Annotated in this window: 15 protein-coding genes; 2 read left to right on the top strand and 13 right to left on the bottom strand. The window is 70.4% G+C overall.

Features of this window, described 5'->3' with window-relative positions:
• Positions 1–125: 125 nt before the first annotated feature.
• From ACEN9V_RS08795 to ACEN9V_RS08805, 3 genes are read right to left on the bottom strand one after another with little or no spacing between them, the layout of a single operon-like run.
• Entirely contained in the window at positions 126–932 is an 807-nt protein-coding gene (locus ACEN9V_RS08795; protein ID WP_413602925.1) for a carbohydrate ABC transporter permease, read from the bottom strand.
• Between the two features lie 59 nt (positions 933–991).
• On the bottom strand, positions 992–2029 hold the full coding sequence (locus tag ACEN9V_RS08800) for a carbohydrate ABC transporter permease (RefSeq protein WP_402728036.1): 1038 nt from the start codon (positions 2027–2029) through the stop codon (positions 992–994).
• Positions 2030–2032: 3 nt separating this feature from the next.
• Entirely contained in the window at positions 2033–3358 is a 1326-nt protein-coding gene (locus ACEN9V_RS08805; protein ID WP_281266805.1) for a sugar ABC transporter substrate-binding protein, read from the bottom strand.
• A gap of 232 nt (positions 3359–3590) precedes the next feature.
• Here ACEN9V_RS08805 and ACEN9V_RS08810 point away from each other — a divergent pair, with 232 nt between their 5' ends.
• Entirely contained in the window at positions 3591–4346 is a 756-nt protein-coding gene (locus ACEN9V_RS08810; RefSeq protein ID WP_413602926.1) for a DUF2071 domain-containing protein, read from the top strand.
• A gap of 96 nt (positions 4347–4442) precedes the next feature.
• Complete coding sequence (locus ACEN9V_RS08815; protein ID WP_413602927.1) at positions 4443–5399, top strand: SGNH/GDSL hydrolase family protein; 957 nt, start codon at positions 4443–4445, stop codon at positions 5397–5399.
• Between the two features lie 83 nt (positions 5400–5482).
• Here the strand turns inward: ACEN9V_RS08815 and ACEN9V_RS08820 are convergent, their stop codons facing one another.
• The 10 genes from ACEN9V_RS08820 to tatA all read right to left on the bottom strand — a co-directional run bounded on the left by ACEN9V_RS08820 (position 5483) and on the right by tatA (position 15525).
• Entirely contained in the window at positions 5483–6667 is a 1185-nt protein-coding gene (locus ACEN9V_RS08820) for an ABC transporter permease (RefSeq protein WP_413602928.1), read from the bottom strand.
• Positions 6664–7419, bottom strand: a complete 756-nt coding sequence (locus ACEN9V_RS08825) for an ABC transporter ATP-binding protein (RefSeq protein ID WP_413602929.1) — start codon at positions 7417–7419, stop codon at positions 6664–6666. Before ACEN9V_RS08825 ends, ACEN9V_RS08820 begins: the two co-directional genes overlap by 4 nt.
• A complete protein-coding gene (locus tag ACEN9V_RS08830; RefSeq protein WP_413602930.1) occupies positions 7416–8468 on the bottom strand; it encodes an efflux RND transporter periplasmic adaptor subunit in 1053 nt (350 codons plus the stop codon). Before ACEN9V_RS08830 ends, ACEN9V_RS08825 begins: the two co-directional genes overlap by 4 nt.
• On the bottom strand, positions 8468–8974 hold the full coding sequence (locus tag ACEN9V_RS08835) for a hypothetical protein (protein ID WP_413602931.1): 507 nt from the start codon (positions 8972–8974) through the stop codon (positions 8468–8470). Before ACEN9V_RS08835 ends, ACEN9V_RS08830 begins: the two co-directional genes overlap by 1 nt.
• A gap of 53 nt (positions 8975–9027) precedes the next feature.
• Positions 9028–10158 (bottom strand): sensor histidine kinase, encoded by a 1131-nt coding sequence (locus ACEN9V_RS08840; protein WP_413602932.1) that lies wholly within the window; start codon positions 10156–10158, stop codon positions 9028–9030.
• On the bottom strand, positions 10155–10808 hold the full coding sequence (locus ACEN9V_RS08845; protein ID WP_413602933.1) for a response regulator transcription factor: 654 nt from the start codon (positions 10806–10808) through the stop codon (positions 10155–10157). The genes ACEN9V_RS08840 and ACEN9V_RS08845 overlap by 4 nt, the downstream gene beginning before the upstream one ends.
• An 85-nt stretch (positions 10809–10893) precedes the next feature.
• Positions 10894–11448 (bottom strand): DUF2231 domain-containing protein, encoded by a 555-nt coding sequence (locus ACEN9V_RS08850; protein WP_413602934.1) that lies wholly within the window; start codon positions 11446–11448, stop codon positions 10894–10896.
• Between the two features lie 83 nt (positions 11449–11531).
• Positions 11532–13700: an ATP-dependent Clp protease ATP-binding subunit gene (locus tag ACEN9V_RS08855; RefSeq protein WP_402728027.1), complete on the bottom strand. Its 2169-nt coding sequence runs from the start codon at positions 13698–13700 to the stop codon at positions 11532–11534.
• A gap of 54 nt (positions 13701–13754) precedes the next feature.
• Positions 13755–15158: an MFS transporter gene (locus tag ACEN9V_RS08860; protein ID WP_413602935.1), complete on the bottom strand. Its 1404-nt coding sequence runs from the start codon at positions 15156–15158 to the stop codon at positions 13755–13757.
• A 94-nt stretch (positions 15159–15252) separates the two neighbouring features.
• Complete coding sequence (tatA, locus tag ACEN9V_RS08865; RefSeq protein ID WP_413602936.1) at positions 15253–15525, bottom strand: twin-arginine translocase TatA/TatE family subunit; 273 nt, start codon at positions 15523–15525, stop codon at positions 15253–15255.
• Positions 15526–15608: the final 83 nt, after the last annotated feature.

The following is a 15608-nucleotide window of genomic DNA, read 5'->3' on the forward strand; positions in this document are numbered from 1 at the left end:
CCGCACGGCCGACGATCTTCGACCGCTCGGCAATCACGGACGGGGCGTCGTGACCGGTCGCCGACCGAGACCGAGAACACGAACAGGAACGTCGGACGAGAACAGGAACGACGGACGGGCCGGCACTACCCCTTCACAGCGCCGGCCGTCATGCCGCTGACCAGACGACGCTGCACGATGAGGAAGAACACCACGACCGGCAGGCTGAACAGCACGCTCGCCGCCATGAGCCCGCCGAAGTCCGTCCCCTTGTTCGTCGAGAAGCCCGCGAGCCAGACCGGCAGCGTGTACATCGACTGGTCCTTGAGCATCACGTAGGCGGTCAGGTAGTCGTTCCACGCGGCGATGAACGCGAACACGCTCGTCGCGATGACCCCGGGCATCACGAGCGGGAACAGCACGCTCCACAGGATGCGGAAGGTGCCAGCGCCGTCGGTCTTCGCCGCTTCTTCGATCTCCACCGGGACCGCGACGAAGAAGCCGCGCATGACCCAGATCGAGAACGGCAGGACGCTCGCGACGTACGCCAGGATCAGGCCGATGTAGCTGTTGAGCAGCCCGAGGGACTGGAACGACAGGAACAGCGGGATGAGCAGCGCCCCCGACGGGATCATCTGCACGAAGAGGATGCCCACGAGGATGGCACGGCGTCCCTTGAACCGGAACCGCGACAGCGCCGCCGATGCCAGGAAGCCGACGACGATCGACAGCAGCACCGCGGCCACCACGACGATCGCGGAGTTCCGGAGGTAGCCCAGGAAGCCCTCTTGCGTGAGTGCCCTGGTGAAGTTCTCGATCGTCGGGTGGATGGGCGCCCAGATCGGTGTGAGGGTGGTGACCTCGTCCGCTGGCTTGAACGCGGTGTTCAGCATCCAGTAGATCGGGAACACCCACACCAGGCAGAACACCACCGCGACGGTGTTTGCGAGCACGCGGGGCTTCCGCTTGCGCTGGCGCACCTGGCGCGCTTCGGGTCGAACAGCTGGAGCCGTCACAGGTCTTCCTCCCCGCTCCGGATGAGCCGGCGGATGTAGTAGCTGGTGAGCACGCCGAGGATCGCCGTCGAGATGACCGCGATCGCCGCGCCCTGCCCGTAGGCGTTCGAGACGAAGGACTTCACGAAGGTCCAGACGCCGAGCGTGAGCGTCGCGTCCTCAGGCCCGCCCCTGGTGAGGAGCCATATCTGGTTGAACACGTTGAAGTCCCAGATCACCGAGAGGATCGTCACGAGGAGCAGCGTCGGGGCGAGTGCCGGCAGCGTGATCGCGCGGTACATGGCCCACGCCGAGGCGCCGTCGAGCGACCCGGCTTCGTAGTACTCCGGCGCGATCTGCGACTGTGCCGCGTAGAGCGTCAGGGCGACGAACGGCACCGCCTGCCAGATCACCAGGGTCAGGACGATCGTGTACGCCTGTCCCGGGTGCGACGCCCAGTTGTCCTGGGTGTGGTCGCCGAAGACCCGCATCTGCGTGATCAGCCAGTTCAGCACGCCGTAGAAGGGCTGGAACAGCCACTGCCAGACCAGGCTCGAGGCGACGTTCGGCATCGCCCACGCCAGCACGAGGACGACGCTGACGATCGTCCGCATCGCGACCCCGAGCCGCGTGAGCAGCTGCGACACCCCCATCCCGATGACGAGCGTGCCGATCACCATCGACGCGGTGACGACGATCGTGCGCAGGATGACCGGCCAGAAGCTGCCGTCGGTCAGGACGTTCGTGTAGTTCGTGAGACCGGCGAACCCGGCCTGCCCGGTGAAGATCGCCCGCAGGCCGTACTCCTGGAAGGAGATGACGATGAGCCGGACGAGCGGGTAGACGACGAGCGCCAGCAGGAGCACCGCGGCCGGTGCGAGCAGCACGAGGGGTGCGCGCGAAGCGCCGACGGAGCGACGACGGGGGCGGGGTGGGCGGCCGGACCGTCCGGTCCGGCCGGACCCGGGGACCCGGCCGGCGACGGGCGGTTGCCCGGCGCCGGCGACCGGCCCGGCGGGTGCCGAGCCGGTCGCCGTGTCAGCGGTCGAGGTCATCGACTACAGACTCGCGTTGAGCGCCGAGGTGAGGTGCTTCGAGAAGTCCTTCGCGGATTCCTCCGGCGTCTTCCGGCCCGTCGCGATGTCCGCGAACATCGACTGGAAGGACGCGTCACCCTCGATGGTCGCCCACCCGGGCGTCGCCGGGGTCGGGCGGCTCGTACCCGCTGCGGCGAAGTACGGCTTGTGGAGCTCGTCCACGTCTGCTGCCACCGAGTCGAGCAGCTGCGTGGAGTTCGGCTCCCACCCGTCGACGCCGAAGACCTGGTCCTGCTGGAACTTCTTCGAGGTCAGGATCTTCATGTAGTACAGCGCGAGGTCCTGGTTCGCCGACTTCGACGGGATGCCGAGGTCCGAGCCGCCGAGGAACACCGGCTGGGTCTTGCCCTCGGTGGCCGACGGCATCGCGAACGTGCCGATCTGGTCCTTGAGCTCCGGCTTCGCCGTGGTGATCGAGCCGATCTCCCACGCCGAACCGAGGATCGCGGAGGTGTTGCCCTGCGCGAAGACGTCGGACTCGGCCGGCTTGTCGGTGTTGATGTCCTGCGTGGACTTCGCCGAGTAGGCGTTCTGGAAGTCCTTCCAGGCGGTCAGCCCCTTGACGGCGTCGGCGGAGTCGATCGCTCCGGTCCACTTGCCGCCCTTCTCGGTGGCGATCTGTCCACCGGCGTCCCACACCCACTGCAGGCCGCCGTACCAGTACTGACCCGGCATGTAGAACGCCGAGAAGTCCGCGGCGGGATTCTTCGCCTTGACCTTGTCAAGGTCAGCGGTGAGCTCCTCGTACGACTTCGGCGTCCCCGTCACCCCGGCGTCCGCCCAGGTCTTCTTGTTGTAGATGACCGCACGGTTGCCCGCGAAGAGCGGGGCGCCGTAGAGCTTGCCGTCGACCGTCGCTGGCCCTTCGAGCCCGGAGAGCCAGGTCTGCCCGTCGGCCAGTTCCTTCTTGTACGGGCTGAGGTCCATCAGCCCACCCGTCGCGGCGTACACCGGCACCTGGGTGTTGCCGAGGTCGACGATGTCCGGCGCGTCCTTCTGGGCGAGGGCGGTGGTCAGCTTCGTGGTGATGCCGTCCCACTGCTGCAGCTGGAGCTTCACCTTGGCGCCGGTGGCCTTCGTGAACTGCTTCTCGGCGACGTCGAGGATCTTCGGGCTGAGGTCGCCGTTCATGATCCAGACGTTGAGGGTCTTGCCCTTGCCATCGGGTGTGCCGATGGACTTCGTTCCGCTGTCGGAAGCTCCGTTGCTTCCGGCAGAGCACCCGGCGAGGGCGAGCGCGGCCGCCAGGCCGAGCGCACCGAGTGCGGCGAATCGCGTGCGTGTCACGTTGACTCCCTTGGTCCGACCTTTATGAAAGGACGTTGCGTAATGGCAATGAAAGACCCTCGGAGCAGGGTTGTCAACCTCCGATTTCCTGCCTGTGGAGACCGATGATCCGCATGTTTCCGGGGGATAACGGATATCGAACGAATCCTGCCGATTGCTTGACGAACTGGTCATGACCAGGCACCATTCCACCCTCTGGTGCTCGCCCCGTGCGGGGGCTAGCATCCGACGGGTGACCACCGCAGCGCACAAGGCGTCGACGAACCCGACCACGGCGACTCCGTCCCGCGCTGGCATCGTCGCCCGCATCGACCGTCGGCTCCTGGTGAACTTCCGTGTCGACCCGACCGCACTCCATCGCGTCCTGCCGGACGGCCTCCGCCCGCAGCTCGTCGACGGATCGGCGGTCGCCGGCGTCTGCCTGCTGCGCATGGCCGGCCTCCGACCGCGCTGGGCTCCTCGCGGGATCGCGTGGGGCGCCGAGAACGCCGCGCACCGCATCGCCGTCGAGTGGGACGGACCGACCGGTGTCCGCCGGGGCGTGTACATCCCGAAGCGGTACAGCGCGTCGTGGGTGCCGGTCGCACTCGGCGGGCGGGTGATGCCCGGCGTGCACCAGCACGCCCGCTTCGACGTCGACGAGGACGAGGAGCGCTTCCGTGTCGGCTTCGACGCCACCGACGCCGAGGTCGACGTCGACGTCGAGCGCGTCCCGGCGCATCGCTGGACGAGCAGCGTCTTCCGCGACGTGGACCAGGCATCCGACTTCTTCCGCGCTGGGAGCACCGGCTGGTCGCCGAACCACCGCGGCGCACTCGAGGGCCTCGAGCTCCGCACGGACGCATGGCAGGTCTCCCCGGCCCGGGCGCACCGGGTGCAGTCCTCGTTCATCGACGCACTCCCCCGCGACAGCGCCGAGTTCTCGGACGTGCTGCTCATGCGGAACGTGCCGGTGACGTGGGGCACGGAACGCTGGCCCGGAGCCTGATCCCGGAAGGTCGATATCACGTTGACTCCGTGAAACGTGGGGTGTTGCATACCACGCGTCAGTCGTCGCGCCGCTGCGACGACGAAAGGAGACGTGATGCACAAGTCCCTCGCCCTCGCCACGACCACCGCCCTCCTCGGCGCGAGCCTCCTCACCGGGGCCACCCCAGCGACAGCCGCGGAGCCCGCAGCGACAGCCGCGGAGCCCCCGCCCGCTGCACCCCGGGAGTGGGCGGTCCTCGGCGATTCCTACACGGCTGGGTTCTTCGCCGGCGACCAGATCGAACCCAGGGACGGTTGCCTCCGCACGAGCGGCTCCTACCCGGTCGTCGCCCACGCGGCCGCTCGACCGGACCTCGAGCTCGTGAACGTGTCGTGCGTCGGCGCCGAGACGAAGCACGTCTGGGAGTCCCAGGTCCCGCCGGCCGGCACGGATCCGGTCGCCCCGCAGCTCGAGGCACTGTCCGACCGCACCGAGGTCGTCACGATCGGGCTCTCAGGCAACTCCCTGGGCTTCGGCACGATCCTCGGCACCTGTCTCGCCGTCGGTGGCATTGGTTCGGAGCGCCCTGGCACCCCGTGCACGACGTTCTACAAGGCGGACGTCGAGAGCGGCCGACTCGGCACGACGCTCGAGACGAAGCTCGCCGACGTCCTGTCCGAGTACGGCGACATGCTCGAAGCGGTCCGAGCCGCGGCGCCCAACGCGACGATCGTCACCGTCGGCTACCCGCAGCTCGCCCCGACCGACCCGCAGCAGTGCACGTGGAACGAGCCGACGCAGTTCTCCCGGGTGGCCCGCGCCGACCTGCCGTTCTTCCGCCTGGCCGAGGAGCGCCTCAACCTCGGCATCGGCGCACAGAGCGTCGCGCACGGCGCCGTGTTCGTCGACCCGACGGACGCCAGCGCGGGCCACGACGTCTGCAGCGACCCCGACACCCGCTGGATCGAGGGCATGCAGGGCGCGGACGGCACCGACACACTGGTCCACCCGAACACCCGCGGCCACGCCGGCATGGCCGCCCTGGTGGCGAGCGCCGTCGGGGTCGGCTGACGGATCCGGACGCGACCAGCCTGGAGGCCCGATGCCGGTCCGTCGGACCGGCACCGGGCCTCCAGGCCGTTGCGTCCACTGCCCTACACGGCTGCCAGCGCCGAGGTCGGCGGGATGCGCGCGGCGCGCGCCGCCGGGTACAGCCCGGAGATGCCGCCGATGACGACCGTCGCGCCGAGCCCTCCGGCGACGGCCCACAGCGGAACGGCGACCGGCCAGCCCTGCCCGAGGGCGAAGGCGACCGTCACCCCGACGCCGATCACCACACCGGCGACGCCGCCGACGAAGGACAGCAGCAGCGACTCCACGAGGAACTGGTCGCGGATGTTCCGCCGCCTGGCGCCCAGCGCACGGCGGACCCCCACCTCGGCCCGTCGTTCGAGCACAGTGATCACCATCGTGTTCGCGACACCGATGCCGCCGACGAGGAGTGCCACCCCTCCGATGCCGACGAGCAACCCGGTGAAGGAGTCGTCGGTCGCGCTCTTCGCGGCCAGGGCGTCCGACGGCCGCGTGACTCCGACGTCCTGCGGCCGCCCCGGACTGATCGCCGCGGCGAGCAGGTCCCGCGCCGCCGACACCCGGTCCTGGTCGACCCGCGTGTAGACCGCCGTGGGGTGTCCGTCGAACCCGAGCGACTCGGCGAGGCCCCGCGGCACGAAGACCTGGTCGTCGAGGTCCTCGGCGAGCGCGATCGGTTCCAGGATCCCGACGACCTGCACCCACTGGCCGCCGATCCACACGGCGGTGTCCGGTCCGGCTTCGTCGATGCCGAGCGCCCGAGCGGCTCCGGCGCCCAGGACGACCTGCGCCGGTGCGGACGGCGCCGGGTCGACCCAGCGTCCGAAGGCGAACTGGCCGCCGAGCACCGAGGGCACGTCGCCCCACACCCCCATGACGCCGAGGCCCTTCGACTCCGCCGCAGGCACGCGGTCGTTGCGGTAGACGTGTGCGTCGGGGACGCTCCCCACGCCGGCGGCGTCCTCGACGACGTCCTGTCGGAGCGCCGACGGTACGGCCGAGTCGGGCAGCGGTGGCACGTCGCCGAACCCCTGCGCCTGCGTGGTCGTCAGCACGTTCGTCCCGAGCGCGTCCAGCACCCGGTCGAGCGCCGCCTTGCTCGAGGACGAGATCCCGACGACGGCGATCATCGCCGCGATGCCGATGGCGATGCCCAGCGCGGACAGCACGACGCGGGTCGGTCTGGTCCGGAGTCCGAACAGGCCGAGTCGGAGCAGGTCCCCGGCGCCGAAGGTCCCCCGGCTCATCGTGTGATCACGCCCACGACGCCGTCCCGGACGATGGCGGCACCGAGCGCCGCCGCGTCGCCCGCGGGTCGCCCGGTGAGCGCGGAGTCCTCCTCCACGGCCCCGTCGCGCATCCGCACCTGCCGCGGCATGGAGGCGGCGAGCTCGAGGTCGTGGGTGATGACGAGCACGGTCGTCCCGGCGGCGTTGAGCTCGCGCAGCAGCCCGAGGACCGCGGATCCGGACGCGGTGTCGAGCGCCCCGGTGGGTTCGTCCGCGAGCAGGATGGTCGGGTCGCCGACGATCGCCCGTGCGATGGCGACGCGCTGCTTCTCACCGCCTGACAGCTGCGGCGGCCGGTGGTCGACGCGGTGGCCGAGTCCGACCCGCTGCAGGGCGGCGACCGCTCGCTCCTTCCGCGCGCGGCGGCCCACGCCCGCGTAGAGCAGGCCGTCGGCCACGTTCTCGGCCGCGGTCGCCCCGGCCTGCAGGTGGAAGTGCTGGAACACGAAGCCGATGTGGTCAGCGCGGAGTGCGGAGAGGGCGTCGTCGGACATGCCGCTGACGTCGTTGCCGCTGATGGTCACGGTGCCCGAGGTCGGCCGGTCGAGCGTCCCGACGATGTTCAGCATGGTCGACTTGCCCGAACCCGATGGCCCGACGACGGCGACGAGCTCCCCCGCAGCGACGTCGAGCGACACCCCGCGGAGCGCCGCGACGTCGCCGTACGACTTCGTGACCGCACGCAGCGCCAGGACGGACGCGGCGCTCACGAGGGCACCACCACGCGGTCCCCGGCCTCGATGGCCCCGGTGACGGCCACCCGACCGCCCGCCACGAACCCCGCCGCGACCGGCACGCGCTTGGTCGTGCCGTCGCGGCGCACCACGTCGAGGGCGTACCCGCCGGACGTCCCGCGGGCGACGAGCGCCGCGACGGGCACCGAGAGGACGCCCTGCTCGGTGCGCCCCTGGGCCTCGACCTGCGCGGCGGCGGCGGCGGGCAGCGTGCGGTCGCCCGCATCGAACTCGATGGTGACGTCGACCGACGCGGGCCCGTCCTCCGAAGCCGCGGGCACGGCGTTGACGACCCTGCCGGGCATCTGGTCGCCAGCACCGTTGACGCGGACGTCCACGTCGGTGCCGACGGCGAGCTGTTCAGCGTCGCGCTGCGCCACGGACGCCGTGACGACCCGCTTCGTGCTCGTTACCGACAGGACGTCGCCCGACGCGGCCTGTCCGAGGACACCGTCGACGCCGGCGACCCGGACGGGTCCGTCGACGTAGGCGATGTCTGCGGCGGTGATCGTGCCGGTGACGGTCAGCGCCCGGTCCCGCTGCCACCGCTCGACGGCCGCAGCGGTGCGGCGGCCGAAGACCTCATCGGTCGCGACGTCGTACCCGAGCGCCGCGAGGTTCTCGTTGAGCTGCTGCACGTCCGCGCCACGGAGTCCTCGGTGCAGGTCACGCCAGAGCGGCGTCGTGCCGTACATCGCCCGGACCGGCCGCTCGTCGACGGCGTACAGCGGTTGGTCCCGCTCGATGACGTCACCGGGCTTCGGCAGCCACGTCAGCGTGCCCGGCGCCGTACCCGGGACGCCGGTCGCAGCGCCGTAGCCGAGCGTGCCCGCGAAGGTCCGTGTGTCGGTGAGGTCGCCCTTCATGACGGTGGCGGTCGCGTGCTTCCGGTCTCGCTCGTCCGTCGAAGCCGACGCCGAGGAGTCGGACGAGGTACCGAGCACCGTCCAGGTCCCGATGCCTGCGCCGAGGACGGCGACCAGGCAGGCCGAGGCGACCATCGTGCGCGTGGTGGTGCGACGCATCAGTTGCTCGGCTTCTGCATCGATGCGTACGCCTTCTCGCCGCAAGTCTGCTCGACGTCGGCAAAGGTGCTCGCGTCCCCGCTCGGCGTGTAGGACGCCTGGTCGCCCTGATCGTCCGGGTAGTCGGAGAAGCCGTTGTCGCGCATGCACTCGGCCATGGCGCGCGCCATGTCCTCCATGCCCGGCATCGGCTTGGCGACGTTGGCCTCGCCTGGGGCCTTGCCGTCACCGGTGCACGCGACGAGGTCGCTGCGCCACTGGTCGGCGTCGACCCCGTCGGGCGGTGACAGTTGGAGTCCGCCGGAGGACGACGGGTCCTCCATGTCGTAGCCCTTGTCCCGCATGCAGGAGGCGAGCTCGACGGCCCCCGAGTTCCCCGAGTCCCCGGCACGGGGCGCCGAGCCGGTATCCGGCGTCGAGCTGCAGGCGGTGAGCAGCGCGGGCAGGAGGAGGAGCCCGGCGAGGACGGCGACCGCGGAACGGGAGCGAAGCATCGTGGATGTCATGTTCATGATCCCAGGACACCAGCCTGGGTGTTGCGGAGACGGTACCGCCGAGGTCACATCGACGAAACACCGACGTGCACCCGGAGCCCGCCGTGCTCGCGTGCGGCCACCGACAGTTGCCATCCGTGCGCGCGCACCACCGCGGCCACGATGGACAGCCCGAGCCCGCTGTGCTGGCGACTCCCGTCGGTGCCGAGGCGGCGGAAGGGCTCGGTCAGCGCGGCAACGGAGTCCGCGGGTACCGCCGCCCCCGAGTTCTCGACGGTGATGCCGCCAGCGTCGATCACGACCCGGACGAAGCCTCCGGGCTGGTTGTACTCGAGCGCGTTGTCGACGAGGTTCGACAGCACCTGGCCAACGAGCATGGGCTCACCGGTCACGACGGTCGCCCCGGAGCCGGGAGGCTCGGTGTGCGTCTCGCAGGTCACCGTCACACCCGCGGCGCGAGCGGCGTCCGCGAACCCCGCGGTCACCTCGTCTGCAATGCCCGCCAGGTCGACGGGGACGCGGCGGTCGTCGAGGCCACGGTCGGCCTCGGCGAGGACGAGCAGGCTCTCCACGAGGTGCTCGGTCCGCCGGTTCTGGTCGAGCAGCTCCCGCCGTGTCGTCCCGATCTCGTCGGGACCGGCATCGTCCGGCAGACCGATCTGGAGCGCCGCGCGCTGGACCGCCAGCGGCGTCCGGAGCTCGTGCGACGCCTGCGCGACGAACCGCCGCTGGCTCTCGAACGCCGTCTCGAGCCGGTCGAGCAGCGCGTCGATGGTGCGCGACAGCCGACGGAGTTCGTCGTCCGGCCCGTCGAGGTCGATCCGCTCGTGCAGGTTCGCCCCGGAGATCCTCTTCGTGGTGTCGGTGATGCGGTCGATCGGCCGGAGCATCCGTCGACTGACCAACCACCCGAGGGCTCCGGCGAGGAGTCCCGCGGCGACGACGCCGACCGCCGACCACTGCCACTGCAGGGTCGCGACCTGGGCCACGATCGACAGCTCGCTGCCGGAGCCGTGGAACCGGCTCGGGTCGACCGGCGTCGCCGGGGGCGCCAACGGCTCGACCCCCGGCACAGCGAGGGCGAAGGACCGCTGGGACGCCAAGTTCACGAACGCGAGCACGGCGGTCGTGATGACCATCGACGCCAGGGCGAACGCGAACGCTGTTCGAGCGCGGATGGTGAGCGAGCGCCTCACAGGGCGTACCCGGCGCTGGGCACGGTCCTGATGGGATCGGGCTCCCCGAGCTTCCGCCGGAGCTTGGACATCGTCACCCGCACGGCCGAGGTGAACGGGTCGACGTTCATGTCCCAGACCTTCTCCAGCAGCTCCTCGGCGGAGACGATCCGGCCGTCGGCCCGCAGCAGGGTCTCCAGGATGCCGAACTCCTTCGCGGCCAGGTCGAGCGGTCGACCGTCCCTGGTGGCGATCCGCCGATTCGTGTCGAGTTGGATCCCCCCGCGTTCGAGCACGGGGGCGACCGCGGTCACCGATCGTCGCCCGAGTGCCCGGACCCTGGCCACGAGCTCCGGGTACTCGAACGGCTTGGTGAGGTAGTCGTCGGCGCCGAGCTCCAGGCCGTGCACCCGGTCGGACAACGTCGACGCCGCGGTGAGCATGAGGATGCGGGTCAGCCCGCCGCGCGCGGCGACCCGTCGGGCAACCTCGTCCCCGTGCATCCCGGGGACGTCCCGGTCGAGCACGACGACGTCGTAGTCGTTCACCGCCAGGAACTCGTCGGCGTGGTCGCCGCGGTACGCGACGTCGACGGCCATGTCCTGCCGGGTCAGGCCCTTCGCGATCAGGTCGGCCAGGGCCATCTCATCGTCCACCACGAGTACACGCATACATGTATTGCATACGACATTGCTATGCGTGGACTGGGACGGCATGTCCCGATTCTTCGCTGTGCGGTGTTTCGCGGCTGTTGCGTCAGGCCTCGAACGGGACCTCGCCCTGCACACTCACCCCGGCGCGCTGCCGGTAGGCCAGGTGCCCACCCAGGTACCCGCCGACACCCACCACCGCCAGTCCGGCGAACCCGAGGAGCTTCCCCGCGCCGTGGTTGCCGCGCTTCCGCTGCAGCCACGAGAACCCGTAGAGCGAGATGCCGACCCAGTTCACGGCCTGGTGCACCCACCCCGTGCGGAGCTGCTCCCGATCGAGCTCCGACCAGTCGACGTAGCCGGCGACGCTGGCACTGCCCGACGACACGAGTCCGACGCCGACGAGGGTCTTCGCGGCCTTCGCGTTGCCCTTCCCGCCGAGCAGGTCGAGCACCGCCGCGGAGATCCACGCCCCGAGCGGGACCTGCACCATCAGCGGGTGGATCGGGTGCCCGAACGGCACGCCGTGCAGCAGCCGGCGGAGCGACCTGGGCTTCGCGAGGACCGCGACCACCTTCCGGTCGATGTCGACGGCCGTGTCGAGCACGCTCGCGTGCTCGATGGACTCGGTGAGGCGACGGAACGCGCGGATCTCGGGCATGGGGGTGAAGGTAGGCCGGGAGGCCCGTCACCGGTCCCAGGAACCGGTGACGGGCCTCCCGTCGGCCGCATGCCGAGCCGCACCTACTCCTCGACGATCTCCGCCAGTTCGAACGGCTCCACCGTCAGGGCGTCGCCGCCCTCGGCGACGTCCACGCGGACGGTGTCGCCGTCGCGCACGTCCCCCGCGAGGATCGCCCGCGCGAGCTGGTCGTCGATCTGCCGCTGCATGAGGCGACGCAGCGGCCGCGCGCCGTACACGGGGTCGTACCCGCGCTCGGCGAGCCATCCACGGGCCTGGGGGGTGACGGCGAGCTCGAGCCGCCGGCCGGACAGACGCTTCGCGAGCCGGTCGACGTAGAGCGAGACGATCTGCCCGAGGTCCTCCGCGGTGAGCGCCTGGAACACCACGATGTCGTCGAGGCGGTTGATGAACTCGGGACGGAAGGCCTGCTGCACGAGCTCGCGGACGGCCTCTTGGCGCTGGTCCTCGGTCAGGGACATGTCGGTCGTGAACTGCGAGCCGAGGTTCGAGGTCAGCACCATGATCGTGTTCCGGAAGTCGACCGTGCGGCCCTGCCCGTCGGTGAGGCGCCCGTCGTCGAGCACCTGGAGCAGCACGTCGAACACCTCGGGGTGCGCCTTCTCGACCTCGTCGAGCAGGATCACCGAGTAGGGGCGACGACGGACGGCTTCGGTGAGCTGCCCGCCGGCCTCGTAGCCGACGTACCCGGGCGGGGCGCCGATGAGCCTGGCGACGGAGTGCTTCTCGCCGTACTCGCTCATGTCGATGCGGACGAGGGCCTTCTCGTCGTCGAAGAGGAACTCCGCGAGGGCCTTCGCGAGCTCGGTCTTGCCCACGCCGGTCGGGCCGAGGAACAGGAACGACCCGGTCGGGCGGTCGGGGTCCGAGATGCCGGCGCGGGTGCGTCGGACGGCTTCGGACACGGCGGCCACGGCGGTGCGCTGCCCGATGATCCGGCGGCCGAGTTCGGTCTCCAGGTGCAGGAGCTTCTCGGTCTCGCCCTGCAGCAGTCGGCCGACGGGGATGCCGGTCCACTGCGCGATGACCGCGGCGATGTCCTCGTCGGTGACGCTGTCGTTCACCATGCGGTCGGCCGACTCGGCCTGTTCGGCGGCGGCGAGCTCGGCTTCGATCCGGGGCTTCTCGGCGTACTCCAGCCGCGACACGGTGGCGTAGTCCGCTTCCCGCTGCGCGCGCTGGCTGCGCATGTTGAGGTCGTCGAGCTGCTGCTTGAGCTCACCGATGCGGTTGAGGCTCGCCCGTTCCGCCTGCCAGCGCTGCTCGAGCGCCGCCAGACGTTCCTCTCGGGAGCGCAGTTCGGTGCGCAGGGTCTCGAGCCGGGCCTTCGAGGCGTCGTCCTTCTCCTGCTTGAGCGCGAACTCCTCGACGCGCAGCCGGTCGACGTTCCGCTTCAGCTCGTCGATCTCGACCGGGCTGGAGTCGATCTCCATGCGGAGACGCGACGCTGCCTCGTCGATGAGGTCGATCGCCTTGTCGGGCAGCTGCCGGCCGGAGATGTAGCGGTTCGACAGGCTCGCCGCGGCCACGAGCGCGGAGTCGTTGATGGTGACCTTGTGGTGCGCCTCGTAGCGCTCCTTGAGCCCGCGGAGGATCGCCACCGCGTCCTCGACGCTGGGCTCCCCGACGTAGACCTGCTGGAAGCGCCGTTCGAGTGCCGCGTCCTTCTCGATGTACTCGCGGTACTCGTCGAGGGTCGTCGCGCCGATCAGCCGGAGCTCACCGCGGGCGAGCATCGGCTTGAGCATGTTCGACGCCGCGACGGAGCCCTCGCCGCCGCCGGCGCCCATGAGCGTGTGCAGCTCGTCGATGAAGGTGATGACCTGCCCGTCGGAGTCGTTGATCTCCTTGAGCACGGCCTTGAGCCGCTCCTCGAACTCGCCGCGGTACTTCGCGCCGGCGATGAGGGCGGAGATGTCGAGCGACACGAGTCGCTTGTCCTTGAGCGAGTCGGCGACGTCACCCGCGACGATGCGCTGGGCGAGTCCTTCGACGACGGCGGTCTTGCCGACGCCCGGCTCACCGATGAGCACGGGGTTGTTCTTCGTGCGGCGGGTCAGCACCTGGCTGACCCGTCGGATCTCGGCGTCGCGGCCGATCACCGGGTCGAGCTTGCCGCTGCGAGCGACGGCCGTCAGGTCGACGCCGTACTGCTCGAGGGCGGTCTTCTGACGCTCTTGCGAGTCAGGCGCGCCCTGGAGGTTCGCCATGGGGTTCCGTCCTTTCCTTGCGTTGGTCTGATACTTGAGTCTACTCAACTCAACTTACGTTTGCGCAGGGGTATTCCGGATCCCGACGGCGCTGACGAGGGATCCGGCCAGGAGCAGCAGCGCCATCACGATCACCGCGCGGTGGAACCCGCCGACGCTCATCGCACCGCCGAGCACGACGCCGGCGAGCGCCACCATCACCAGGCTCGCGATGCGGGCGATCGCATTGTTCACCGCTGAGCCGACACCCGCCTCGGTCTGCGGCACGGAGCCGAGCACGGCGCTGGTCAACGGCGTCACCATCAGGGAGATCCCGACACCGACGAGGACGAGCCCCGGGAACACCGCGTACCAGTACGCGCCTGGTTCGCTGCCGACCAGGACCATGAGGAGCGACCCGACCGCGGCGACCGCTGGTCCCGCAGCCATGAACCAGCGTGGACCGTACCGACCGGCGAGCGATCCGACCGTCGTCGAGAGCAGCAGGAGGAGCACCGTGGGCGGCAGCGTCGCGAGGCCGGCGAGCCAGGCCGGGAGCCCCCACACCTCCTGCAGGAACAGCGTGACGACGAAGCCGACCATCCCGAGGGCTCCGTAGATCGAGAGCGTCGCGATGTTGCCCACCGCGAAGTTCCGGGCGCGGAACAACCCCAGGGGGACGAGCGGTGCCCCGGTCACCCGGGTGACTCGGAGCTCCCACGGCACGAACCCGACGAGCGCCAGCCCGCCGATGACGAGCGCGGCCACCACGGTCGGCGCACCCCACCCGAGCCGCCCCTGCTCGATGAGCCCGAGCACGACCCCACCGACCCCGACCACCGCGAGCACGGCGCCGACCACGTCCACGCGGGGGCGCTGCCCGGCGACGACGTCACCCGAGATCCGGCGGACGAGCGGGATCGTCACCGCGATGGGGACCGCCGTGAGGACGAAGATCCACCGCCAGCCGATGCCGTCGACGATGAGCCCACCGATCACCGGACCGACGATGACAGCGGCGCTCGACCATGCCGTCCACGACCCGATCGCCTTCGCCTGCGCCGCTCCCCGGTAGGCCGCGACGATGAGCGCGAGCGAGCTCGGGGTGACGAGCGCGCCACCGACGCCCTGCAACGCCCGCGCCACGATGAGCACGGCACCGGTCGGCGCCACCGCGCACAGCACCGATGCGACCCCGAACACGACGAGGCCCCACGTGATGATCCGGACGCGGCCGAACAGGTCGGAGAGCGAGCCCGCGACGAGGATCAGCGACCCGAGCGTGACCAGGTACGCGTCGACGGTCCACTGCTGCACGACGAGCCCACCGCCGAGTTCCTGCCGGATGGCCGGCAACGCGACGTTCACGACACTGGAGTCGAGCCCGACCACGAAGGACGCCAGGATCGCGACGACCAGCACCACGCGGCGGTCGTCTCGGAGCGGTGCGGTGTGCACCGGGCTGGCGGGATCGGTCATGCGCTCATCATGCGCCCTCGGAGCGCCTCGGGAACGACGGAGCCCCGCACCTGTGGACAGGTGCGGGGCTCGGTCGTTCCCGGGGCTGGGATGTCTAGTTGGTGCGTGAGTCCGAGTTGGGCTGGACGGACGGCGCCGGGTTGACGACCGGGGCGGCCGTCGAAGCCTGGTCGGCGGGGACGCTCTGGACGGTGGTGCCGTCCGTGCCCTTCGCCTTCTTGTCGTCGGTGTCCATCTCCTTCTTGAAGATGTTGATGGACTGGCCGAGGCCCTTGGCGAGCGCCGGCAGCTTCGTCGCGCCGAACAGCAGCACCACGATGCCGAGGATGATCAGCAGGTGTACACCGGTGAGGTTTCCGAGCATCATGACTCCTTGATTCTGGAAGTGGTCGCCGTCAGCTCGTCGTCATCGACGGGCCCGGCGGAAGCCGTGGTCCGTCCATCGTAACT

It is taken from the genome of Curtobacterium sp. Curtsp57, from assembly GCF_047324335.1.
GTDB lineage: Bacteria > Actinomycetota > Actinomycetes > Actinomycetales > Microbacteriaceae > Curtobacterium.

Excerpts from the sequence above, each read along its gene's own strand:
- ACEN9V_RS08800 (WP_402728036.1), bottom strand. The coding sequence starts at position 2,029 with ATGACCTCGACCGCTGACACGGCGACCGGCTCGGCACCCGCCGGGCCG.
- ACEN9V_RS08815 (WP_413602927.1), top strand. The coding sequence starts at position 4,443 with ATGCACAAGTCCCTCGCCCTCGCCACGACCACCGCCCTCCTCGGCGCG.
- ACEN9V_RS08820 (WP_413602928.1), bottom strand. The coding sequence starts at position 6,667 with ATGAGCCGGGGGACCTTCGGCGCCGGGGACCTGCTCCGACTCGGCCTG.
- ACEN9V_RS08830 (WP_413602930.1), bottom strand. The coding sequence starts at position 8,468 with ATGCGTCGCACCACCACGCGCACGATGGTCGCCTCGGCCTGCCTGGTC.
- ACEN9V_RS08835 (WP_413602931.1), bottom strand. The coding sequence starts at position 8,974 with ATGACATCCACGATGCTTCGCTCCCGTTCCGCGGTCGCCGTCCTCGCC.
- ACEN9V_RS08845 (WP_413602933.1), bottom strand. The coding sequence starts at position 10,808 with ATGCGTGTACTCGTGGTGGACGATGAGATGGCCCTGGCCGACCTGATC.
- ACEN9V_RS08850 (WP_413602934.1), bottom strand. The coding sequence starts at position 11,448 with ATGCCCGAGATCCGCGCGTTCCGTCGCCTCACCGAGTCCATCGAGCAC.
- ACEN9V_RS08855 (WP_402728027.1), bottom strand. The coding sequence starts at position 13,700 with ATGGCGAACCTCCAGGGCGCGCCTGACTCGCAAGAGCGTCAGAAGACC.
- ACEN9V_RS08860 (WP_413602935.1), bottom strand. The coding sequence starts at position 15,158 with ATGACCGATCCCGCCAGCCCGGTGCACACCGCACCGCTCCGAGACGAC.
- tatA (WP_413602936.1), bottom strand. The coding sequence starts at position 15,525 with ATGATGCTCGGAAACCTCACCGGTGTACACCTGCTGATCATCCTCGGC.